Raw genomic sequence first — 18,596 nt, forward strand, 5'->3', positions numbered from 1 at the left:
ACGAATGAAACGTTCCGGCACCCCAAGGTACTTCGTTACCTTACCTAATCTTTGACGCTTTCTTTACGCGAAGGCTCCTCTGAACACCGTCCCGGTACGTGAACGCAGACACCGCGTCAGGGGCTCTCAGCGGCTGCGCCTATGGTTGCTCCCAGCACTCCTGGACCACCCTGCCCCTCGAAGGACAGCGATGCCCGCCACCACAACCGCCCCTTCCGCCGGTACGACGGCCGGCAAGACGAGCAGGAAGAGGGGACGCCGCCTGAGGCTGTTCGTCCTCGTCCTGGTGCTGGCGCTGGTCGCGGGCGTCGCCTACGGCGCGTACTGGGGAGTCAGTACCGTGCGCGCCTCCTTCCCGCAGACCACCGGCACCCTCAAGGTCCCCGGCCTCACCGGTCAGGTCGAGGTCAAGCGCGACGACTACGGCGTCCCGCAGATCTACGCCGACAGCGACGCCGACCTCTTCATGGCCCAGGGCTACGTCCAGGCGCAGGACCGGTTCTACGAGATGGACGTCCGCCGGCACATGACCTCGGGCCGGCTCTCGGAGATGTTCGGCAGCGGCCAGGTCGACACCGACGCCTTCCTGCGCACGCTCGGCTGGCGCAAGGTGGCGCAGCAGGAGTACGACACCAAGCTGTCGCCGGCGACGAAGAAGTACCTCCAGGCCTACTCGGCGGGGGTGAACGCGTACCTCAAGGGCAAGGACGGCAAGGACATCTCCGTCGAGTACGCGGCCCTCAACCTCACCAACGACTACAAGCCCGAGGCCTGGTCGCCGGTCGACTCGGTGGCCTGGCTCAAGGCGATGGCCTGGGACCTGCGCGGCAACATGCAGGACGAGATCGACCGCTCCCTGATGACGAGCCGGCTCAGCCCGCAGCAGATCAAGGACCTGTATCCGGCCTACCCGACGGCCACCCACCGCCCCATCGTCGACGAGGGCTCGTACAGCAAGGCGTCGGGGAAGTTCGACCCCAACCGGGCCGCCAGCGCCTCCGACGGGACCTCGAACACCGCGCAGGGCGCGCTGCAGGGCATGCAGAGCCAGCTCGGCGCGCTGTCCGACACCCTCGACAAGATCCCCTCGCTGCTCGGCCCCAACGGCAGCGGCATCGGCTCCAACTCCTGGGTGGTGTCGGGCCAGTACACGACGACCGGCATGCCGCTGCTCGCCAACGACCCCCACCTCGCGCCGATGATGCCCTCGCTCTGGTACCAGATGGGCCTGCACTGCCGGACGGTCTCCAGCAAGTGCACCTACGACGTGGCGGGTTACACCTTCTCCGGCATGCCCGGCGTGGTCATCGGCCACAACCAGGACGTCTCCTGGGGCTTCACCAACCTCGGCGCCGACGTGACCGACCTGTACCTGGAGAAGATCTCCGGCTCCAACTACCTCTACGACAACCAGGAGAAGCCCCTCGCGACGCGCGAGGAGGTCATCAAGGTGGCCGGCGGGGCCAGCAAGACCATCACCATCCGCGAGACCAACAACGGCCCGCTCGTCTCCGACCGGGACGACGAACTGGGCAAGGTCGGCCAGAAGGCGCCCGTCAACTCGGCGGCCCCCGACCGGGGCACCGGCTACGCGGTCGCCCTGAAGTGGACGGCCCTGGAGCCCGGCAAGTCCATGGACGCCGTCTTCGAGCTCAACCGGGCAAGCGACTTCAAGTCCTTCCGGGCCGCCGCCAAGGACTTCGAGGTGCCCTCGCAGAACCTGATCTACGCCGACACCAAGGGCAACATCGGCTACCAGGCGCCGGGCAGGATCCCGGTGCGCGCGGACGGCGTCGACGGCACCATGCCGGCCCCGGGCTGGGACCCGAAGTACACCTGGAAGAAGAACTACGTCCCGTTCGAGGCGCTGCCCTACGAGTACAACCCCAAGCGGGGCTTCATCGTCACCGCCAACCAGGCCGTGATCGACGAGAAGAAGTACCCGTACCTGCTCACCAAGGACTGGGGCTACGGCACCCGCAGCCAGCGGATCAACGACCTCATCGAGTCGAAGATCAAGGGCGGCGGGAAGATCTCCACCGAGGACATGCAGAAGATGCAGATGGACAACAGCAGCGAGATCGCCGCGCTGCTGACGCCCGCGCTGCTGAAGATCGACGTGTCCGACCCCTCGGTGCGCGAGGCGCAGAAGCTGCTCGAAGGCTGGGACTACACCCAGGAGAACGACTCGGCGGCCGCCGCCTACTTCAACTCGGTGTGGCGCAACGTCCTGAAGCTGGCGTTCGGCAACAAGCTGCCCAAGGAACTGCGTCCCAAGGGCGAGTGCCTGTACGTGACGCCGCCGGCCGGCACCGGCCCGGTCGACGACCCCGACAAGAAGGTCTGGGAGTGCGGCGAGCGCGACGGCGACTCGGCGCAGCCCGACGGCGGCGACCGGTGGTTCGAGGTCGTGCGCAAGATCTTCAACGACCAGAACAACAGCTGGTGGAAGGCGCCCGCCACCCGGCTCGACAAGGCCACCACGACGCGTGACCAGCTGCTCGCACGAGCCATGAAGGACGCCCGCTGGGAGCTGACCGCCAAGCTCGGCAAGGACACCACGACCTGGTCGTGGGGCCGGCTGCACCAGCTGATGCTGAAGAACCAGACCCTCGGCAAGGAGGGTCCGGGCGTGCTCCAGTACATGCTCAACCGGGGCCCGTGGAACCTGGGCGGCGGCGAGGCGGCGGTGGACGCGACCGGCTGGAACGCGGCGAGCGGCGACTACGGCGTCACCTGGGTGCCCTCGATGCGGATGGTCGTCAACCTCAAGGACTTCGACAAGTCCAAGTGGATCAACCTCACCGGCGCCTCGGGCCACGCCTACAGCGCGCACTACTCGGACCAGACCGAGAAGTGGGCCAAGGGCGAGCTGCTCGACTGGTCGTTCACCGGCAAGGCGGTCGACGGCTCGACCGTCGACACGCTGAAGCTCACGCCGTAGCCGAGCGGGGCTCACGCCGTAGGACAGCCGCTCACGCGGGAAGGCGCGTCACCCCGTAGGGGGTGACGACAGCCTGTACGGGGTGGTCGTGCGGTTCCTCCGGGACCCGCGCGACCACCTCGTTCGCGTACAGGAGCACCACGAGCGATGGTGCGCGCCCCGACGCCTCGACGCGGGCCAGGACCCGGTCGTAGGAGCCGCCGCCCCGGCCCAGGCGCATACCGCGCGCGTCCACGGCGAGGCCGGGCAGGAGCACCGCGTCCGCGGCCGTCACGGCGTCCGGGCCCAGGCGTTCGCCGTCCGGTTCGAGCAGCCCGCGCCCGGCCGGACGCAGGTGTTCGGGGCCGGCGTAGGGGGCCCAGTCCAGGTCGTTGTCCGGGAGCAGCACGGGGAGCAGCACGCGGACGCCCCGGGCGTGCAGGGCGTGCACCAGGGCGCGGGTGCCGGGTTCGCTGCCCACCGAGACATAGGCGGCCACCGTGCCGGCGGCGGCGAGTTCGGGCAGGGCCAGGGCGCGGTCGGCCAGCGCGAGCGACGCGGTCAGGAGCTCGTCGGCGGTCAGCCGCTTCCTGGCGTCGAGCAGGGTCCGCCGCAAGACCGCCTTTTCGGACATGTGATCACTCACCGTACTTCTGCCGACCCCTCAAATGTGTGCGAAAGAGAACGAATTCACCGGAGGACAATCTCCCGCACATACGCAGCGGATAGGGTGCCCGCATGACTCAGTCGCCCCCACGGATCACCAAGGCTGTCATCCCCGCCGCCGGGCTCGGCACCCGGTTCCTTCCGGCCACGAAGGCCACCCCGAAGGAGATGCTGCCGGTGGTGGACAAGCCGGCCATTCAGTACGTGGTGGAGGAGGCGGTGGCGGCGGGCCTGTCGGACGTCCTGATGGTCACCGGGCGCAACAAGCGTCCCCTGGAGGACCACTTCGACCGCAACTACGAGCTGGAGTCGGCGCTGACCCGCAAGGGCGACGCGGACCGGCTCGCCAAGGTGCAGGAGTCCAGCGACCTCGCGACCATGCACTACGTGCGCCAGGGCGACCCCAAGGGCCTCGGGCACGCGGTCCTGTGCGCGGCCCCGCACGTGGGCAGCCAGCCCTTCGCGGTGCTCCTCGGCGACGACCTGATCGACGCCCGCGACCAGCTGCTCTCGCGGATGGTGGAGATCCAGGAGCACGAGGGTGGCAGCGTGATCGCGCTCATGGAGGTCGACCCCGAGCAGATCCACCTCTACGGCTGCGCGGCCGTCGAAACCACCGCCGAGAGCGATGTCGTACGGGTCACCGGGCTCGTCGAGAAGCCCGAGGCGTCCGAGGCGCCCTCCCACCTCGCCGTGATCGGCCGTTACGTCCTGGACCCGGCCGTCTTCGACGTGCTGCGCACCACCGCGCCCGGCCGCGGCGGCGAGATCCAGCTGACCGACGCGCTCCAGCAGATGGCCGCGGACGAGTCGATCGGCGGCCCCGTGCACGGCGTCGTCTTCAAGGGCCGTCGCTATGACACCGGCGATCGCGGAGACTATCTCCGAGCCATTGTCAGACTGGCGTGCGAACGTGAAGACCTGGGCCCCGACTTCAAGGCCTGGCTTCGCCGGTACGTCACCGAGGAGATGTAGGCCCCCCGTGAGCAACACGATCTGGTCGGTGGACGAGCACCTGGACGACATCCTCGCCGCGGTCCGGCCGCTCGATCCCATCGAGCTGCAACTGCCCGACGCCCAGGGCTGCGTCCTGGTCGAGGACGTCACGGTGCCGGTCGCCCTGCCGCCCTTCGACAACAGCTCGATGGACGGGTACGCGGTGCGCGTCGCCGATGTCGCGGGGGCCAGCGAGGAGTTCCCCGCCGTGCTCACCGTGATCGGTGATGTGGCGGCGGGCACCGAAGAGCTGCCCACCGTGGGCCCCGGCCAGGCCGCCCGGATCATGACGGGTGCCCCGCTGCCGCCCGGCGCCGAGGCCGTCGTCCCGGTCGAGTGGACCGACGGCGGGACCGGCCGGGGCGCCGCCACCGGCATGCGTCCGGCGGGCCAGGCCCCCGAGGGGGCCAGCGGCGAGGTGCGGGTGCACCGGGGCGCCGAGTCCCGCGCCCATGTCCGGGCGCGCGGCAGCGACGTCCGGGCGGGCGACCTCGCGTTGCGGGCCGGCACCGTGCTCGGACCGCCCCAGATCGGGCTGCTCGCCGCGATCGGCCGCGGCACCGTGACCGTACGGCCGCGCCCGCGCGTGGTGGTGCTCTCCACCGGAAGCGAACTGGTGCAGCCCGGCGAGCAGTTGGGCCAGGGCCAGATCTACGACTCCAACAGCTTCGCCCTGGCGGCCGCCGCCAAGGACGCGGGTGCCATCGCCTACCGGGTCGGCGCGGTCACCGACGACGCGGCGGTGCTGCGCGACACCATCGAGGATCAGCTGATCCGCGCCGACCTCCTGGTCACCACCGGTGGGGTCAGCGTCGGGGCGTACGACGTCGTCAAGGAGGCGCTGTCCTCGGTGGGCGACGCGGACGTGCCGGGCAGCGGCATCGACTTCCGCAAGCTGAAGATGCAGCCCGGCAAGCCCCAGGGCTTCGGCTCGATCGGCCCCGACCACACCCCGCTGCTCGCCCTGCCCGGCAACCCGGTGTCCTCCTACGTCTCCTTCGAGCTGTTCGTACGCCCCGCGATCCGCACCCTGATGGGCCTGCCCGACGTCAACCGGCCCACCGCGCGCGCCGTCCTGAAGGCCGACAAGGCGCTGTCCTCGCCCGCCGACCGGCGCCAGTTCCTGCGCGGCAGCTACGACGCGGAGGCAGGCACCGTCAGCCCCGTGGGCGGCTCCGGATCGCATCTGATCGCGGCGCTCGCGCTGGCCGACTGTCTCATCGTGATCCCCGAGGAAGCCACCTCCGCGGAGCCCGACAGCGAGGTGGAAGTGGTCCTGCTCGGCTGACCGGCGGCCGGTGGGGGTACGGTGTCTGCCCACAGAAGCCGTACCGGGAGCGCCACCGAATGAGTTCGACGCAAGGCAGGCTCACGCACATCGACGAGGCGGGTGCGGCCCGCATGGTCGACGTCTCCGAGAAGGACGTCACCGCACGCACCGCCCGCGCGAGCGGACGCGTCCTCGTCTCGCCGCGCGTGGTGGAACTCCTGCGCGGCGAGGGCGTACCGAAGGGCGACGCGCTGGCCACCGCCCGGATCGCCGGGATCATGGGAGCCAAGCGCACGCCCGACCTCATCCCGCTCTGCCACCCCCTCGCCGTGTCCGGAGTGAAGCTCGACCTGGCGGTCGCCGACGACGCGGTGGAGATCCTCGCGACGGTGAGGACCACCGACCGCACGGGCGTCGAGATGGAGGCCCTGACCGCGGTGTCGGTGGCGGCGCTCACCGTCGTCGACATGGTCAAGGCCGTCGACAAGGCCGCCGTCATCACCGACATCCGGGTCGAGGAGAAGACCGGCGGCAAGTCCGGCGACTGGAACCGGCCCGAGGGGGCGGCCGGCGGCGAGTCCGGCGACCGCAACCGGCCCGAGGCGGCCGGAGCATGACGCCCCCTCAGCCCGCCGCGACCCCGCCGCGGCCCGGACCGCAGGCCGCGGTGCCGTTCCCGCCGGGCGGCGAAGCGCTCGGCGACGCACTGCGCGCGCCGTACGCGGCGCTCGTCGTGACCGCCTCCAACCGGGCCTCGGCCGGGGTGTACGCCGACACCGGCGGGCCGCTGCTCGCGGGCGGCCTCGCCTCGATCGGCTTCGCCGTGGACGGGCCGCTCGTGGTGCCGGACGGCGCTCCCGTGGAGCAGGCGCTGCGGGCCGGGACGGCAGCCGGATACGACGTGATCGTCACCACCGGCGGCACGGGCCTTTCGCCCACCGACCGCACGCCCGACGCGACCCGGTCCGTCATCGACTACGAGGTCCCCGGCATCCCCGAGGCCATCCGTGCCGAGGGCCTCGCCAAGGTCCCCACCGCCGCCCTCTCCCGGGGCCTGGCCGGAGTGGCCGGCCGCACCCTGATCGTCAACCTGCCGGGATCCACCGGCGGCGTACGCGACGGAATCGCCGTCCTGGAGCGGATCCTGCGGCACGCCGTGGACCAGATCCGCGGCGGCGACCACCCCAGACCCGCGGGGAGCCCGAGCTGAACGTTCCTTCCTGGCCGGTCGAGCTGGCGGAGGGCGATGTGGTCCTCCGCCCCATAAAGCTGCGCGACCAACGGGCCTGGCGCGAGGTCAACCGGCGCAACCGCGACTGGCTGCGGCCCTGGGAGGCGACCATCCCGCCGCCCGCGCCCGGCGCGCCCTTCGCACAGCGCCCCACCTACCGGCAGATGGTCCGCCATCTGCGCGGCGAGGCCAACGCGGGCCGCATGCTGCCGTTCGTCATCGAGTACCAGGGGCAGCTGGTGGGCCAGTTGACGGTCGCCGGGATCACCTGGGGCTCGATGTGCTCGGGCCACGTCGGGTACTGGGTGGACCGCGAGGTGGCGGGCCGCGGGGTGATGCCGACCGCCGTCGCGCTCGCCGTCGACCACTGCTTCCGCGCGGTCGGTATGCACCGCATGGAGGTGTGCATTCGCCCGGAGAACGGGCCGAGCCGGCGGGTGGTGGAAAAGCTCGGTTTCCGCGAGGAAGGGCTGCGCCCGCGCTATCTCCACATCGACGGTGCCTGGCGCGATCACCTGGTGTACGCGCTCACCGCGGAGGAAGTCCCCGACGGGCTGCTCGCCCGGTGGCGGCGGGCCCGGCAGTCCCATCACGGAAAATAAAATAAACGTTCGAATTTGATCGCGATTGGCTCGCCGTCTATCGACGACAGGACGTCGAACGACCATCGAACGATCTGAGAAATCACAAAAAAAGCCGGTGATATCAGCCAGATCGTGCGACACACCGGCTCAATTGGCGTATCCCCGCGCGCCCATCCCTCTACGGTGTGGTGTGTGAGCAGCAGCGGCCTCATTTACGCAGTCATCGTCGGGGCCTGGGCCGCCTACTTGGTGCCGATGTGGCTCCGCAGGCAGGACGAGCTCAACGAGGCGCGTCCGACGGAACGCTTCAGCACCGCCATCCGGCTCCTGTCCGGACGGTCGGCCATGGAGCGCCGGTACGCCAAGGAGCTGCGCCAGCGGGCCACCGAGGAGGCATCCGCCGAGGCGGGACCCGGGACCCCTCCGGACGCCTTGACCGAACCCCTCGACACCCCGGGGGAGTCCACCGGCGCCCGGCACTCCGTCGTGCCCCCGGCCCGCTCCCAGCGCCCCGCGCGCCCGGAGCCGCACCCCGAGCAGCCGGCCGAGCGCCAGGAGCGCCCGCGCCCCACGAACGCGGCCTCCGCGGAGCGCGCCCGGCGCGCCCAGCGCAGCGCGGTGCTCGCCCGGCGCCGGCGCACCACCGTCGTGCTCTTCCTCGCCTTCACGCTCGGCGCGGTCGTCGCGGCGGTCGGCGGGCTCGGCTTCCTGTGGGCACCGGCCGTGCCGGCCGCCCTGCTCAGCGCGTACATCGTGCATCTGCGCGTCCAGGAGCGGCGGCGCTTCGCCTTCACCATGGACCGCCGCCGCGCGGAGGCCGCCGCCCAGCGGCTGCGCGAGAGCCGGCCGCGCGCCCGGGCCACCGCGCCGGGCGTCGAGGCCGACGACGAACCCGACGCCCACCACCCGGCCCCCGTGCCCGAACCCGTACCGGCTCCCGCACTGTCCCCGCAGGAGGCCGGGCGGCGCGCGCTCGTCGAGCAGACCGACCACCAGGAGTGGGTGGACCAGCAGCGCGAGCGCGGTCCCGAACGCGGCGCGAGCTGGGAGCCGGTGCCGGTCCCGCTGCCGACGTACGTCACCGCGCCGGTCGCCCCGCGTGCCACCGGCAGCATCGACCTTGGCGCCCCGGACACCTGGTCCTCGGCGCGCTCCTCGACGGCGGAGCCCACCCCGGCCCCGCCCACCGCGGAGCCGCCGCCCAGACAGCGCTCGGGCCCAAGTAGCCGTCGTACGCCGCTCTTCGACCAGTACGCGGACGACGACCGGCCCCGCGCGGCCAACGAATGACCCCCTCTCACTGACCAGCGAGGAACCGATTTCCGAGCACCCTCTTCCGGGTGCTAAGGTTTCACTCGTTGCAAGGGCCTGTGGCGCAGTCCGGTAGCGCACCTCGTTCGCATCGAGGGGGTCAGGGGTTCGAATCCCCTCAGGTCCACAACAACAACGAGATCCCGTCCGATCATCACGATCGGGCGGGATCTTCGTCGTTTCAGGAGTGGGCGAGCCGCTTCGCGAAGCAGCGGCTCGTGTCGTAGGTGCGGTAGTGGCCGAACTTCTCGCAGGGTTCGTAGCCCGTCGAGGCGTACAGGGTGATGGCCTCGGGCTGTTTGATGCCCGTCTCCAGGACCATGCGGGTGCGGCCGGCCGCGCGGGCGTCGGCTTCCAGGGCGGCCAGGATGCGGCGGGCGAGGCCCCGGCCTCTGGCGTCGGGGACGACGTACATCCGCTTCAGTTCGGCGTCGCCGTCGCGGTAGTTCTCCTCGTTGGCGTCCTGGCTGCGCCAGCCGCCGGTCGCCACGGGGCGGCCGGCGGGGTCGTAGGCGATCAGGTACAGGCCGCGCGGGGGTGCGAACATCGCGGCGTCCAGGGGTGTGATGTCGCCCTCGTCCCCGTAGCGCTCGGCGTATTCGAGCTGGACCTGGTCGTTGAGGGTGACGGCATCGGGATGGTCGTAGCCGCGTTGCTGGATAATCATGCGATATAGCGTACTTCTATGCGGGCGGTGGGTGATGCCCGGTCGGTAGGGTGCCGGGATGCTCACTGTGACCTCTGTGAATGTAAACGGGCTGCGCGCCGCCGCCAAGAAGGGCTTCGTGGAGTGGCTCGCGGAGACCGGGGCGGATGTGATCTGCCTCCAGGAAGTACGGGCCGAGCCGCACCAGCTGCCCGCCGAGGCCGGCGCCCCCGAGGGCTGGTTCGCCGTGCACGCGCCGGCCGCCGCCAAGGGCCGGGCCGGGGTGTCCCTGCTCACCCGGCGCGAGCCGGACCGGGTGCGGACCGGATTCGGGAGCGCGGAGTTCGACGGCAGCGGGCGCTATGTCGAGGCGGATCTGCCCGGCGTGACCGTGGCCTCCCTCTATCTGCCCTCCGGCGAGGTCGGCACCGAGCGGCAGGACGAGAAGATCCGCTTCATGGCGGAGTTCCTGGAGTACCTCAAGGAGCTGAGGGTGCGGGCCGCCGCCGACGGGCGCGAGGTCGTGGTCTGCGGCGACTGGAACATCGCCCACCAGGAGGCGGACCTTAAGAACTGGAAGGGCAACAAGAAGAACTCCGGCTTCCTGCCCGAGGAGCGGGAGTGGATGACCCGGGTCTTCGACGCGGCGGACGGCGGCTACGTCGACGTGATGCGCGCGCTGCACCCGGACGTGGAGGGGCCGTACTCGTGGTGGTCCTACCGCGGCCGTGCCTTCGACAACGACGCGGGCTGGCGGATCGACTACCAGGTCGCCACTGCGGGGCTGGCCGGGCGGGCGGTGAAGGGGTTCGTAGAGCGGGCCGCGACGCACGGCGAGCGGTGGAGCGACCACGCGCCGGTCACGGTGGTCTACGAGCTCTAGCCCCGCGAGCGTTCGGGCCAGGGCCAGGGCCAGGGTCAGGGCCAGGGCCAGGGTCAGGGTCAGGGCCAGGGCCAGGGCTTAGGGTCCAGGACCAGGGCTCAGGGCTCCTGGGACAGGCGGCGGTCCAGGGCCAGGGACAGTTCCGCGTCCACCACGGCCTTGGCCAGCGGGCGCATGCGTTCGGCGTCCTTCTCCGAGGTGTGCGTGTGCAGCAGGTCGGTGAACAGGGCGGCCAGGGCGTCCGCGTGCTCGCGGACCTCGCGTGCCGCCGCGAGCACCGCCGCCAGCGGCACCCCCGCGCGGACCAGTGAGGCCGAGACGTCCAGGAGGCGGCGGCTGATGTGGACGATCTCCTCGCCCGACACGGCGAGATAGCCGAGGTCGAGGGCCGCCGCCAGATTCTCCGGGGTGACCTCGCCCGCGAAGTGGTCCGCGAGCGCCTGCGGGGTCAGGCGCACCGGGGTCTCCTCGGTGGGCTCGACCAGGCCGAGCTCTTCGCCGGCGTCGCGGCCCGACTCGAAGGCGGAGGTCAGGTCGGCGATGCCGGACAGGGTGTGGCCGCGCTCAAGCAGCGCCGAGATCGTCCGGAGCCGGGCCAGGTGGTGGTCGTCGTACCAGGCGATCCGGCCCTGGCGGCGCGGCGGCGGGATCAGTCCGCGCTCGCGGTAGAAGCGCAGGGTGCGTTCGGTGATGCCGGCCTCCCGGGCCAGCTCCGCCATGCGGTACTCGCGGACGCCCGGATCGCCGTTACCTGCCTGGTCTGCTGCCACGGGCCTCAGCCTATGCGGTGCCCGAGGGCTTGTACCGGCGGTAACTTTCCCCGTCCGCACCCCTACCGCTCGGTATGCGACTGCTCTACGCTCCCAACAGTGCCAGTGATTGCTGGCAACATTGCGGGACCGACCGTGGAGGCGGTGGCATGGCCAAGCACGAGCATGTACGTGTGGCGGTGATCGGCTCGGGGTTCGGCGGCCTCGGCGCGGCGGTGCGGCTGCGCCGCGAGGGGATCACCGACTTCGTCGTCCTGGAGCGGGCCGGCTCGGTCGGCGGCACCTGGCGCGACAACAGCTACCCGGGGTGCGCCTGCGACGTGCCCTCGCACCTGTACTCCTTCTCCTTCGCGCCGAACCCCGACTGGCCGCGCACCTTCTCCGGCCAGGAGCACATCCGCGCCTACCTCGAACACGTCACCGACACCTTCCGGCTGCGCCCGCACATCCGCCTCGACCACGAGGTGCTGATGATGCGCTGGGACACCGAGCAGCTGTGGTGGGAGATCGAGATCGCGGGCGGCAGGACGCTGACCGCCGATGTCGTCGTCTCCGCCACCGGGCCGCTCTCCGACCCCAAGATGCCGCAGATCCCCGGGCTCGACACCTTCCCCGGCAAGGTCTTCCACTCCGCGCGCTGGGACCACGACTACGACCTGCGCGGCAAGCGCGTCGCGATGGTCGGCACCGGCGCCTCGGCCATCCAGATCGTGCCCGCCATCCAGCCCGAGGTCGCGAAGCTCACCCTCCTCCAGCGCACGCCGCCGTGGGTCATGCCCCGAATGGACCGTGGAATCACGGGAGTTGAACGCTGGCTGCACCGCCAGCTGCCCTTCACCGGCGCCGCCCGCCGCGGACTCCTGTGGGGCATCAGGGAGTTGCAGGTCAGCGCGTTCACCAAGCGGCCGAACGAGCTAGGTCTCGTCGAGTCCCTTGCCAAGTCCAACATGGCCCGTGCCATCAAGGATCCGGCGCTGCGGGCGAAGCTGACCCCGGACTACCGCATCGGCTGCAAGCGGATCCTGCTGTCCAGCACGTACTATCCGGCGCTCGCCAAGAGCAACGTGGACGTCGTCGCCTCCGGGCTCGCCGAGGCGCGCGGCTCGACCGTCGTCGCCGCCGACGGCACCGAGACCGAGGTCGACGCGATCATCTTCGGCACCGGGTTCCACGTCACGGACATGCCGATCGCCGACCGGGTCGTCGGCGCCGAGGGGCACACGCTCGCCGAGTCGTGGAAGGACGGCATGCAGTCGCTGCGCGGCGCGACCGCCGCCGGGTTCCCCAACTGGATGACCATCATCGGCCCCAACACGGGCCTCGGGAACTCCTCGATGATCCTGATGATCGAGTCCCAGCTCAACTACATGGCCGACTACCTGCGGCAGTTGAACGTGCTCGGCGGGCGCACCGCGCTCGCCCCCCGCCCGTCCGCCGTCGGCGCCTGGAACCGGCAGGTGCAGGAGCGCATGAAGCGGACCGTGTGGAACACCGGCGGCTGCACCAGCTGGTACCTCGACGCCAACGGCCGCAACACCACCGCCTGGCCGGGCACCACCGGCGAGTTCCGCCGGCTGACGCGCGAGGTGGACCTGGGGGAGTACGAGGTCGTACGGGCCCGGGCGGCCGAGGCGGCGTCCGCGCTCGGCGCCGCGGCCGAGGAAGCGGCGGTGTCCGCGTGAGCCGGGCCGGGGCCGGGGCCGTGCGGCACGGCGTGTACGCGCCGCCCGCGCCCGACCGGGTCCTGACCGCGCGCTCCGCCGACGGCAGCCCCCTGCACGTCGAGGTGCACGGGCCCACCGACGCGCCCGCCGTCGTCCTCGCGCACGGCTGGACCTGCTCGACCGCGTTCTGGGCCGCGCAGATCCGGGCCCTTGCCGGGGAGTGCCGGGTCATCGCCTACGACCAGCGCGGCCACGGGCGTACGGCCGCGGCCGAGGTCTGTTCCACCGACGCGCTCGCCGACGACCTCGAAGCGGTGCTCGCCGCGACGCTGGCGCCCGGGGAGCGGGCCGTGCTCGCCGGACACTCCATGGGCGGCATGACCCTCATGGCGGCCGCCGGACGCCCGGGCCTGCGTGAGCACGCGGCGGCCGTCCTGCTGTGCAGCACCGGCGCGTCCCAGCTCGTCGCCGACTCGCGGGTGGTGCCGATACGGGCCGGGCGGCTGCGGACCGGGCTCACCCGGCGGGTCCTGGGATCCGGCGCGCCGCTCGGGCCGGTCACGCCACTCGCCAAGAAGGTCCTGCGGTACGCGACGATGGGGCCCGGGGCCGCCCCGGACAAGGTCGAGGCGTGCGCCCGCATCGTGCACGCCTGCCCGCGCGATGTCCGCCAGGCCTGGTCCCATGTCCTGGCCGAGCTCGAACTGGGCGTAAGGGTGAGGGAGTTGGCAATGCCGACGGCTGTGGTGTGCGGCAGTGCGGACCGGCTCACGCCGCCCGTGCACGCGCGCCGGCTCGCGGCCGTGCTGCCCGACTGCCGCTCGCTCGACGTGCTCACCGGCGTCGGGCACATGACGCCCATCGAGGCACCCGCATTCATCACCGAGAAGATCCGCGCGCTGGTGGCCGAGCATCTCGCCGCCCCGGCCGCCGTCGACGCCGAGGAGCGTGCCGTATGAGCAGGGTCAGTCTTGAGGGACAGGTCGCGGTCGTCACGGGCGCGGCCCGTGGTGTCGGGGAACTCCTCGCGCGCAAGCTGTCGGCGCGCGGCGCCAAGGTCGCGCTCGTCGGCCTCGAACCGGACGAGCTGAAGCGGGTCGCGGCGCGGCTGCACAGCGAGGCCGAGTCCTGGTATGCGGACGTCACCGACCACGAGGCGATGGCGCGGGTCGCGGTCGAGGTGAAGGAGCGGTTCGGGAAGGTCGACATCGTCGTCGCCAACGCGGGGGTCGCCTCCGGGGGGCCGTTCGTCGACTCCGACCCCGAGGCCTGGCGCCGGGTCATCGAGGTCAACCTCATCGGCGGCGCGGTCACCGCGCGGGCGTTCCTGCCGGTCCTGATGGAGTCCCGCGGCTACTTCCTCCAGATCGCCTCGCTCGCGGCGATCACGCCGGCGCCGATGATGACGGCGTACTGCGCGTCCAAGTCCGGGGTCGAGGCGTTCGCGCACAGCCTGCGCGCGGAGGTCGGCTACAAGGGGGTGCGGGTCGGGGTCGGGTATCTGTCGTGGACCGACACGGACATGGTGCGGGGGGCGGACCAGGACGAGGTGATGCGCGAGCTGCGCTCGCGGCTGCCGTGGCCCTCGAACCGGACGTATCCGCTCGGGCCCGCGGTCGACCGCATCGTGGCGGGGATCGAGCGGCGGTCCTCGCACGTGTACGCGCAGTGGTGGTTGCGCGGGATGCAGTCCGTGCGGGGGTATTTGCCGGGGGTGATCGGGGCGGTGGGGCAGCGGGAGATGCGGCGGTTCGAGCCGCGGCTCGGGTCGGTGTCGCGGGGTCTTGTCGGGGCGGGGGGCTCCGCCGACGAACAGTCCCGGGCCACCCGCCCGGCGCGGCCCTGAGCTCCCCGACCCCGGGGGATTTGCCCACCCGCCCGCCCCTTGCCCGGGGTTGGTTGGTTCCGGGCCCTTGGGGGCTCCGCCCCCAGACCCCCGTTCGCGCCTGAACGGCGCTCGTCCTCAAACTCCCCCAAGGCCTCAAGGGCCAGGGGGGACCCCCATGACGGGCTGAAATGCCCGGTGCGGGCCGGCACCAGTACCGCTAGGGGCGCGGGGAACTGCGCGAGAAGCGAGCACGGTCCGCAGGCGAGAACGGGTTTCAGGGGGCGCGGGGAACTGCGCGGACGCCCCGGGGGCCCGCACCCGAACGCGGCGCTGCCAAGGGTCCCGCCCCGCCGCCGGCGGGAAAGGGGAACCGGGGTGGCCCCGGGTCAGAAGGCTCTCGGGGGGAGTTTGGGGCGTTGGCGGTTGGGGGTTGTGGTGTAGCCGGGTGGGGTCGACGCGGGGTGCAGGGCCAGCAGGTCCAGGGCCAGTTGGACCGCGTCGTCCAGCTGGGCGTGCCGGCCCTCCGCCCAGTCCAGGGGGGTGCGCAGGATCTCCAGATCCGGCTCCACCCCGTGGTTCTCCACCCCCCACCCGTACTCGTCGAACCACGCCGCGTTCATCGGGACGGTGATGACCGTGCCGTCGCCGAGGACATGACGGCCCGTCATGCCGACCACCCCGCCCCACGTGCGCTGGCCCACCACGGGGCCGAGCTTCAGGAGCCGGAACGCCGCCGTGATCATGTCGCCGTCCGACGACGTCGCCTCGTCGGCGAGGGCAACCACCGGCCCCCGTGGGGCACTTGACGCGTACGAGACCGGCGCCGCGTTGCGCGTCAGGTCCCAGCCGAGGATGCGGCGGGTCAGCTTCTCCACCACCAGCTCGCTGATGTGGCCGCCCGCGTTGCCGCGTACGTCCACGATCAGGGCGGGGCGGCTGACCTCCAGGCGCAGATCGCGGTTGAACTGGGCCCAGCCCGAGCCGCCCATGTCGGGGATGTGCAGATAGCCGCACTTTCCGCCGCTCAACTCCCTTACCACCTCTCGCCGTTTGGCCACCCAGTCCTGGTAGCGCAGCGGGCGTTCGTCCACGAGGGGGACCACCGCCACCCGGCGCGAGCGGCCCTCGCCCTCGCTGGGGCGGAAGGTCAGCTCGACCGTCGTGCCGCCCGCGCCCGCGAGCAGCGGGAAGGGGCCGGCGACCGGGTCGACCGGGCGGCCGTCCACATGGGTCAGGACCGCGCCCTCGCGGATGCCGGCGCCCGCCAGCGGGGAGCGGGCCTTGGAGTCGGACGAGTCGCCCGGCAGGATGCGGCGGATCTGCCAACTCCCGTCCCGGCAGACCAGGTTGGCTCCGAGAAGCCCCTGGGCGCGCTGGTAGTGCGGGGGGCCCTCGTTGCGGCGGGCGGCGGTGACGTACGCGTGCGAGGTGCCCAGTTCGCCCAGTACTTCGCGCAGCAGGTCCGCGAACTCGTCGGGGGAGGTGACCCGTTGGACCAGCGGCCGGTACTGGTCGAGGACGGCCGGCCAGTCGATGCCGCACATCTGGGGTTCCCAGAAGTACGCGCGGATGACGCGGCCCGCCTCGTCGAAGGCCTGGCGCCACTCCAGGGCCGGGTCGACGTCGTGCAGGATGCGGCGCAGGTCCAGGTAGACCGTCGAGTCGCCGTCACCGGATTCGGTGGAGGGCACCGCGCGCAGCTCGCCCTCGTCCACCACGACCAGCCGGCTGCCGTCTCCGCTGACCGCGAAGTAGTCGAGGTGGTCGACGAGTTCGGTCCTGCGGGCCTTGGCGATGTTGAAGTGCTCCAGGGTGGGGCGGCCCGAGGTGTCGGCCGGGTTGGCGAAGGTCTCGCCGAGCGCGCCCGAGATGGGCCAGCGCAGCCAGACCAGGCCGCCGCCCGAGACCGGGCAGAGGGCCGAGTACTTGGAGGCGGAGACCGGGAACGGGGTGACCCGGCTCTCCAGGCCCTCCACCTCCACCGTGACCGTGCCGTCGCCCGAGTCGTCCAGCGGGTCCATACCGCCCGCCGCCGGCCGGCCGTCCGGTGAGAGCGCGAACGGTGAGGGCGTCGCCGAGGAGAGCGGCACCAGATAGGGGCGGCAGCCGAGCGGGAAGGACAGGTCGCCGGTGTGCACGTCGTAGACCGGGTCGAAGCCGCGCCAGGACAGGAACGCCAGATAGCGGCCGTCGCTGGTGAACACCGGGTTCTCGTCCTCGAAGCGGCCGTTGGTGACGTCCACGACCGTGCGGCCGCCGGGCCCCGCGATCCGGGCCATCTTGATCTGGCGCAGCGAGCGCCCGATGCCCGGGTGCGACCAGGTCAGCCAGGCCCCGTCGGGCGAGAAGGCGAGGTCGCGGACGGGTCCGTTGACCGAGCGGATCAGCTCGGTGACCTCGCCGGTGGACTCCTCCGTCACATCGATGAGCAGCAGCCGGCCGTCGTTCGCGGCGATCGCCAGGCGCTCGCCCTCCGGGTCGGACACCATCTCCTGCACCCGGCCGAGCTCGCCCGCCGCCAGGCGCCGCGGCTCGCGCTCGCCGCTGGCGCGCGGCAGGAAGGCGATCTCGACCGCGTCCTCGCCGTCCGCGTCCGTGACGTAGGCGACCTGGCCGTTGCCGCCCAGCATCTCCGGCAGCCGCACCCGCACCCCCGGGGTGTCGGCGATGGTGCGGGCCGGGCCGTCGCGGTGGGTGAGCCAGTACAGGCTGCCGCGCACCACGACGGCACTGGCCCGGCCGGTGGTGTCCACGGACAGCGCGTCGACGTGGTTGGCGGCCGGCACCTGGTAGCTGCGCCGCCCGGCGCGCGGCCCGCCGAGCCGTACGTCCAGCCTGCGCGGCACCGAGTCCGGGGTGAGCGCGTCCACGATCCACAGGTCGCCCGCGCACTGGTAGACCACCCGGCGGCCGTCGCTGGAGGCGTGCCGGGCGTAGAAGGCGTCGTGGTCGGTGTGCCGGGTCAGGTCGCCGCCGTCGGGCAGGCAGGAGTACAGGTTGCCGACGCCCTCGTGGTCGGAGAGGAAGGCGATGCGGCCGCCGACGAACATCGGTGAGTCGAGGTGGCCGCCGATGTCGGGGAGCAGCCGCTCGCCGTGCAGCCACAGGCGCCCGGTCGCGCCGCCGCGGTAGCGCTTCCAGGCGGCCGGCTCGTGCGGGGGTTTTCCGGTGAGCAGCAGAGTGCGCCGCTCGCCCTCGACATCGGTGACGGCGATGTCGGAGACCGGGCCCCAGGGCAGCTTTCCGCCGGGGGAGCCGTCGGTGGGCACGCTGTAGGCCCAGGAGAAGTACGAGAACGGCTGGCCGTGCGAGGACACCGCGAGGATGTCGCCGTCGGGCGTCCAGCCGCACACCCGGGCGTCGGAGGACCCCCAGTAGGTGAGCCGGCGGGCAGGACCGCCGGCCACCGGGGCCAGATGGATCTCCGGGTCGAGGCTGCGCCAGGTCGTGTACGCGATGCGGCTGCCGTCGGGCGAGAAGCGGGGATGGCCGACCTTGGTGCGGTCGACCGTGACCCGCCAGGCGCGCGAGGGGCTGTGCCCGGCCGGCACCAGCGGGGCGACCCACAGGTCGTCCTCGGCGGCGAAGCAGAGCAAGTCGTCGTGCAGATGCGGGAACCGGAGGTACGCGGCGTCGTCACTCACCCCCCAATGCTTTCCGCGGGGAGGGGGCGCGGCAACTTGTGGGAGGGGTTTATTCCGCTCCCGATTCTGTTCCTGTCGCTTTCCGCGCGCTCCGGTGCGCGCTTCCCGGGCACGCGTTTGACGCGTACTTATCCCGTTCCGACACCTGTGGTCGACGACACAAGCGAAACGGTTCCGTTT

Annotated in this window: 15 protein-coding genes and 1 tRNA gene; 12 read left to right on the plus strand and 4 right to left on the minus strand. The window is 71.9% G+C overall.

Annotation, left to right across the window (positions count from 1 at the left end):
• Nucleotides 1-190: 190 nt before the first annotated feature.
• Nucleotides 191-2,944, plus strand: a complete 2,754-nt coding sequence (locus CG740_RS07075; protein ID WP_100574077.1) for a penicillin acylase family protein — start codon at nucleotides 191-193, stop codon at nucleotides 2,942-2,944.
• A gap of 31 nt (nucleotides 2,945-2,975) precedes the next feature.
• Here CG740_RS07075 and CG740_RS07080 read toward each other — a convergent pair whose 3' ends face one another.
• Nucleotides 2,976-3,557, minus strand: a complete 582-nt coding sequence (locus CG740_RS07080) for a 5-formyltetrahydrofolate cyclo-ligase (protein ID WP_100574078.1) — start codon at nucleotides 3,555-3,557, stop codon at nucleotides 2,976-2,978.
• A gap of 104 nt (nucleotides 3,558-3,661) precedes the next feature.
• Here CG740_RS07080 and galU point away from each other — a divergent pair, with 104 nt between their 5' ends.
• The 7 genes from galU (at nucleotide 3,662) to CG740_RS07115 (ending at nucleotide 9,108) form a co-directional block, all read left to right on the plus strand.
• Nucleotides 3,662-4,564, plus strand: a complete 903-nt coding sequence (galU, locus tag CG740_RS07085) for a UTP--glucose-1-phosphate uridylyltransferase GalU (protein ID WP_100574079.1) — start codon at nucleotides 3,662-3,664, stop codon at nucleotides 4,562-4,564.
• Nucleotides 4,565-4,571: 7 nt separating this feature from the next.
• The gene (gene glp / locus CG740_RS07090; protein ID WP_100574080.1) at nucleotides 4,572-5,873 is read left to right on the plus strand and encodes a molybdotransferase-like divisome protein Glp; all 1,302 of its coding nucleotides are present in this window, start codon (nucleotides 4,572-4,574) and stop codon (nucleotides 5,871-5,873) included.
• 59 nt (nucleotides 5,874-5,932) lie between these two features.
• Complete coding sequence (gene moaC / locus CG740_RS07095; RefSeq protein WP_100574081.1) at nucleotides 5,933-6,472, plus strand: cyclic pyranopterin monophosphate synthase MoaC; 540 nt, start codon at nucleotides 5,933-5,935, stop codon at nucleotides 6,470-6,472.
• Nucleotides 6,469-7,065, plus strand: a complete 597-nt coding sequence (locus CG740_RS07100; protein ID WP_100574082.1) for a MogA/MoaB family molybdenum cofactor biosynthesis protein — start codon at nucleotides 6,469-6,471, stop codon at nucleotides 7,063-7,065. The genes moaC and CG740_RS07100 overlap by 4 nt, the downstream gene beginning before the upstream one ends.
• Nucleotides 7,062-7,688: a GNAT family N-acetyltransferase gene (locus CG740_RS07105; protein WP_100574083.1), complete on the plus strand. Its 627-nt coding sequence runs from the start codon at nucleotides 7,062-7,064 to the stop codon at nucleotides 7,686-7,688. Before CG740_RS07100 ends, CG740_RS07105 begins: the two co-directional genes overlap by 4 nt.
• A 174-nt stretch (nucleotides 7,689-7,862) precedes the next feature.
• On the plus strand, nucleotides 7,863-8,960 hold the full coding sequence (gene sepX / locus CG740_RS07110) for a divisome protein SepX/GlpR (protein WP_100574084.1): 1,098 nt from the start codon (nucleotides 7,863-7,865) through the stop codon (nucleotides 8,958-8,960).
• Between the two features lie 74 nt (nucleotides 8,961-9,034).
• A tRNA-Ala gene (locus CG740_RS07115) sits at nucleotides 9,035-9,108 on the plus strand.
• 54 nt (nucleotides 9,109-9,162) lie between these two features.
• On the opposite strand, the gene CG740_RS07120 is transcribed toward CG740_RS07115, so the two are convergent.
• The gene (locus CG740_RS07120) at nucleotides 9,163-9,648 is read right to left on the minus strand and encodes a GNAT family N-acetyltransferase (protein ID WP_100574085.1); all 486 of its coding nucleotides are present in this window, start codon (nucleotides 9,646-9,648) and stop codon (nucleotides 9,163-9,165) included.
• A gap of 58 nt (nucleotides 9,649-9,706) precedes the next feature.
• On the opposite strand from CG740_RS07120, the gene CG740_RS07125 reads away from it, so the two are divergent.
• Nucleotides 9,707-10,510, plus strand: a complete 804-nt coding sequence (locus CG740_RS07125) for an exodeoxyribonuclease III (RefSeq protein ID WP_100574086.1) — start codon at nucleotides 9,707-9,709, stop codon at nucleotides 10,508-10,510.
• A gap of 98 nt (nucleotides 10,511-10,608) precedes the next feature.
• Here the strand turns inward: CG740_RS07125 and CG740_RS07135 are convergent, their stop codons facing one another.
• Nucleotides 10,609-11,229 (minus strand): MerR family transcriptional regulator, encoded by a 621-nt coding sequence (locus CG740_RS07135; protein WP_100574087.1) that lies wholly within the window; start codon nucleotides 11,227-11,229, stop codon nucleotides 10,609-10,611.
• Between the two features lie 200 nt (nucleotides 11,230-11,429).
• On the opposite strand from CG740_RS07135, the gene CG740_RS07140 reads away from it, so the two are divergent.
• The 3 genes from CG740_RS07140 to CG740_RS07150 are packed head-to-tail and all read left to right on the plus strand — an operon-like array spanning nucleotide 11,430 to nucleotide 14,790.
• Nucleotides 11,430-12,962, plus strand: coding sequence for a flavin-containing monooxygenase (locus tag CG740_RS07140; RefSeq protein ID WP_100574088.1), 1,533 nt, complete (start codon nucleotides 11,430-11,432; stop codon nucleotides 12,960-12,962).
• Nucleotides 12,959-13,903, plus strand: a complete 945-nt coding sequence (locus CG740_RS07145; protein WP_100574089.1) for an alpha/beta fold hydrolase — start codon at nucleotides 12,959-12,961, stop codon at nucleotides 13,901-13,903. The genes CG740_RS07140 and CG740_RS07145 overlap by 4 nt, the downstream gene beginning before the upstream one ends.
• A complete protein-coding gene (locus CG740_RS07150; protein ID WP_100574090.1) occupies nucleotides 13,900-14,790 on the plus strand; it encodes an SDR family oxidoreductase in 891 nt (296 codons plus the stop codon). The genes CG740_RS07145 and CG740_RS07150 overlap by 4 nt, the downstream gene beginning before the upstream one ends.
• A 368-nt stretch (nucleotides 14,791-15,158) precedes the next feature.
• Here the strand turns inward: CG740_RS07150 and CG740_RS07155 are convergent, their stop codons facing one another.
• The gene (locus CG740_RS07155) at nucleotides 15,159-18,416 is read right to left on the minus strand and encodes a S41 family peptidase (RefSeq protein ID WP_100574091.1); all 3,258 of its coding nucleotides are present in this window, start codon (nucleotides 18,414-18,416) and stop codon (nucleotides 15,159-15,161) included.
• Between the last annotated feature and the right edge of the window lie 180 nt (nucleotides 18,417-18,596).

This window comes from Streptomyces sp. CB01201 (assembly GCF_002803085.1).
Classification (GTDB): Bacteria; Actinomycetota; Actinomycetes; order Streptomycetales; family Streptomycetaceae; genus Streptomyces; species Streptomyces hundungensis.

Bases quoted from the DNA above. Each gene is read 5' to 3' on its own strand.
- CG740_RS07075 (WP_100574077.1), top strand. From the start codon at position 191: ATGCCCGCCACCACAACCGCCCCTTCCGCCGGTACGACGGCCGGCAAG.
- CG740_RS07080 (WP_100574078.1), bottom strand. From the start codon at position 3,557: ATGTCCGAAAAGGCGGTCTTGCGGCGGACCCTGCTCGACGCCAGGAAG.
- galU (WP_100574079.1), top strand. From the start codon at position 3,662: ATGACTCAGTCGCCCCCACGGATCACCAAGGCTGTCATCCCCGCCGCC.
- moaC (WP_100574081.1), top strand. From the start codon at position 5,933: ATGAGTTCGACGCAAGGCAGGCTCACGCACATCGACGAGGCGGGTGCG.
- CG740_RS07100 (WP_100574082.1), top strand. From the start codon at position 6,469: ATGACGCCCCCTCAGCCCGCCGCGACCCCGCCGCGGCCCGGACCGCAG.
- CG740_RS07120 (WP_100574085.1), bottom strand. From the start codon at position 9,648: ATGATTATCCAGCAACGCGGCTACGACCATCCCGATGCCGTCACCCTC.
- CG740_RS07125 (WP_100574086.1), top strand. From the start codon at position 9,707: ATGCTCACTGTGACCTCTGTGAATGTAAACGGGCTGCGCGCCGCCGCC.
- CG740_RS07135 (WP_100574087.1), bottom strand. From the start codon at position 11,229: ATGGCGGAGCTGGCCCGGGAGGCCGGCATCACCGAACGCACCCTGCGC.
- CG740_RS07140 (WP_100574088.1), top strand. From the start codon at position 11,430: ATGGCCAAGCACGAGCATGTACGTGTGGCGGTGATCGGCTCGGGGTTC.
- CG740_RS07150 (WP_100574090.1), top strand. From the start codon at position 13,900: ATGAGCAGGGTCAGTCTTGAGGGACAGGTCGCGGTCGTCACGGGCGCG.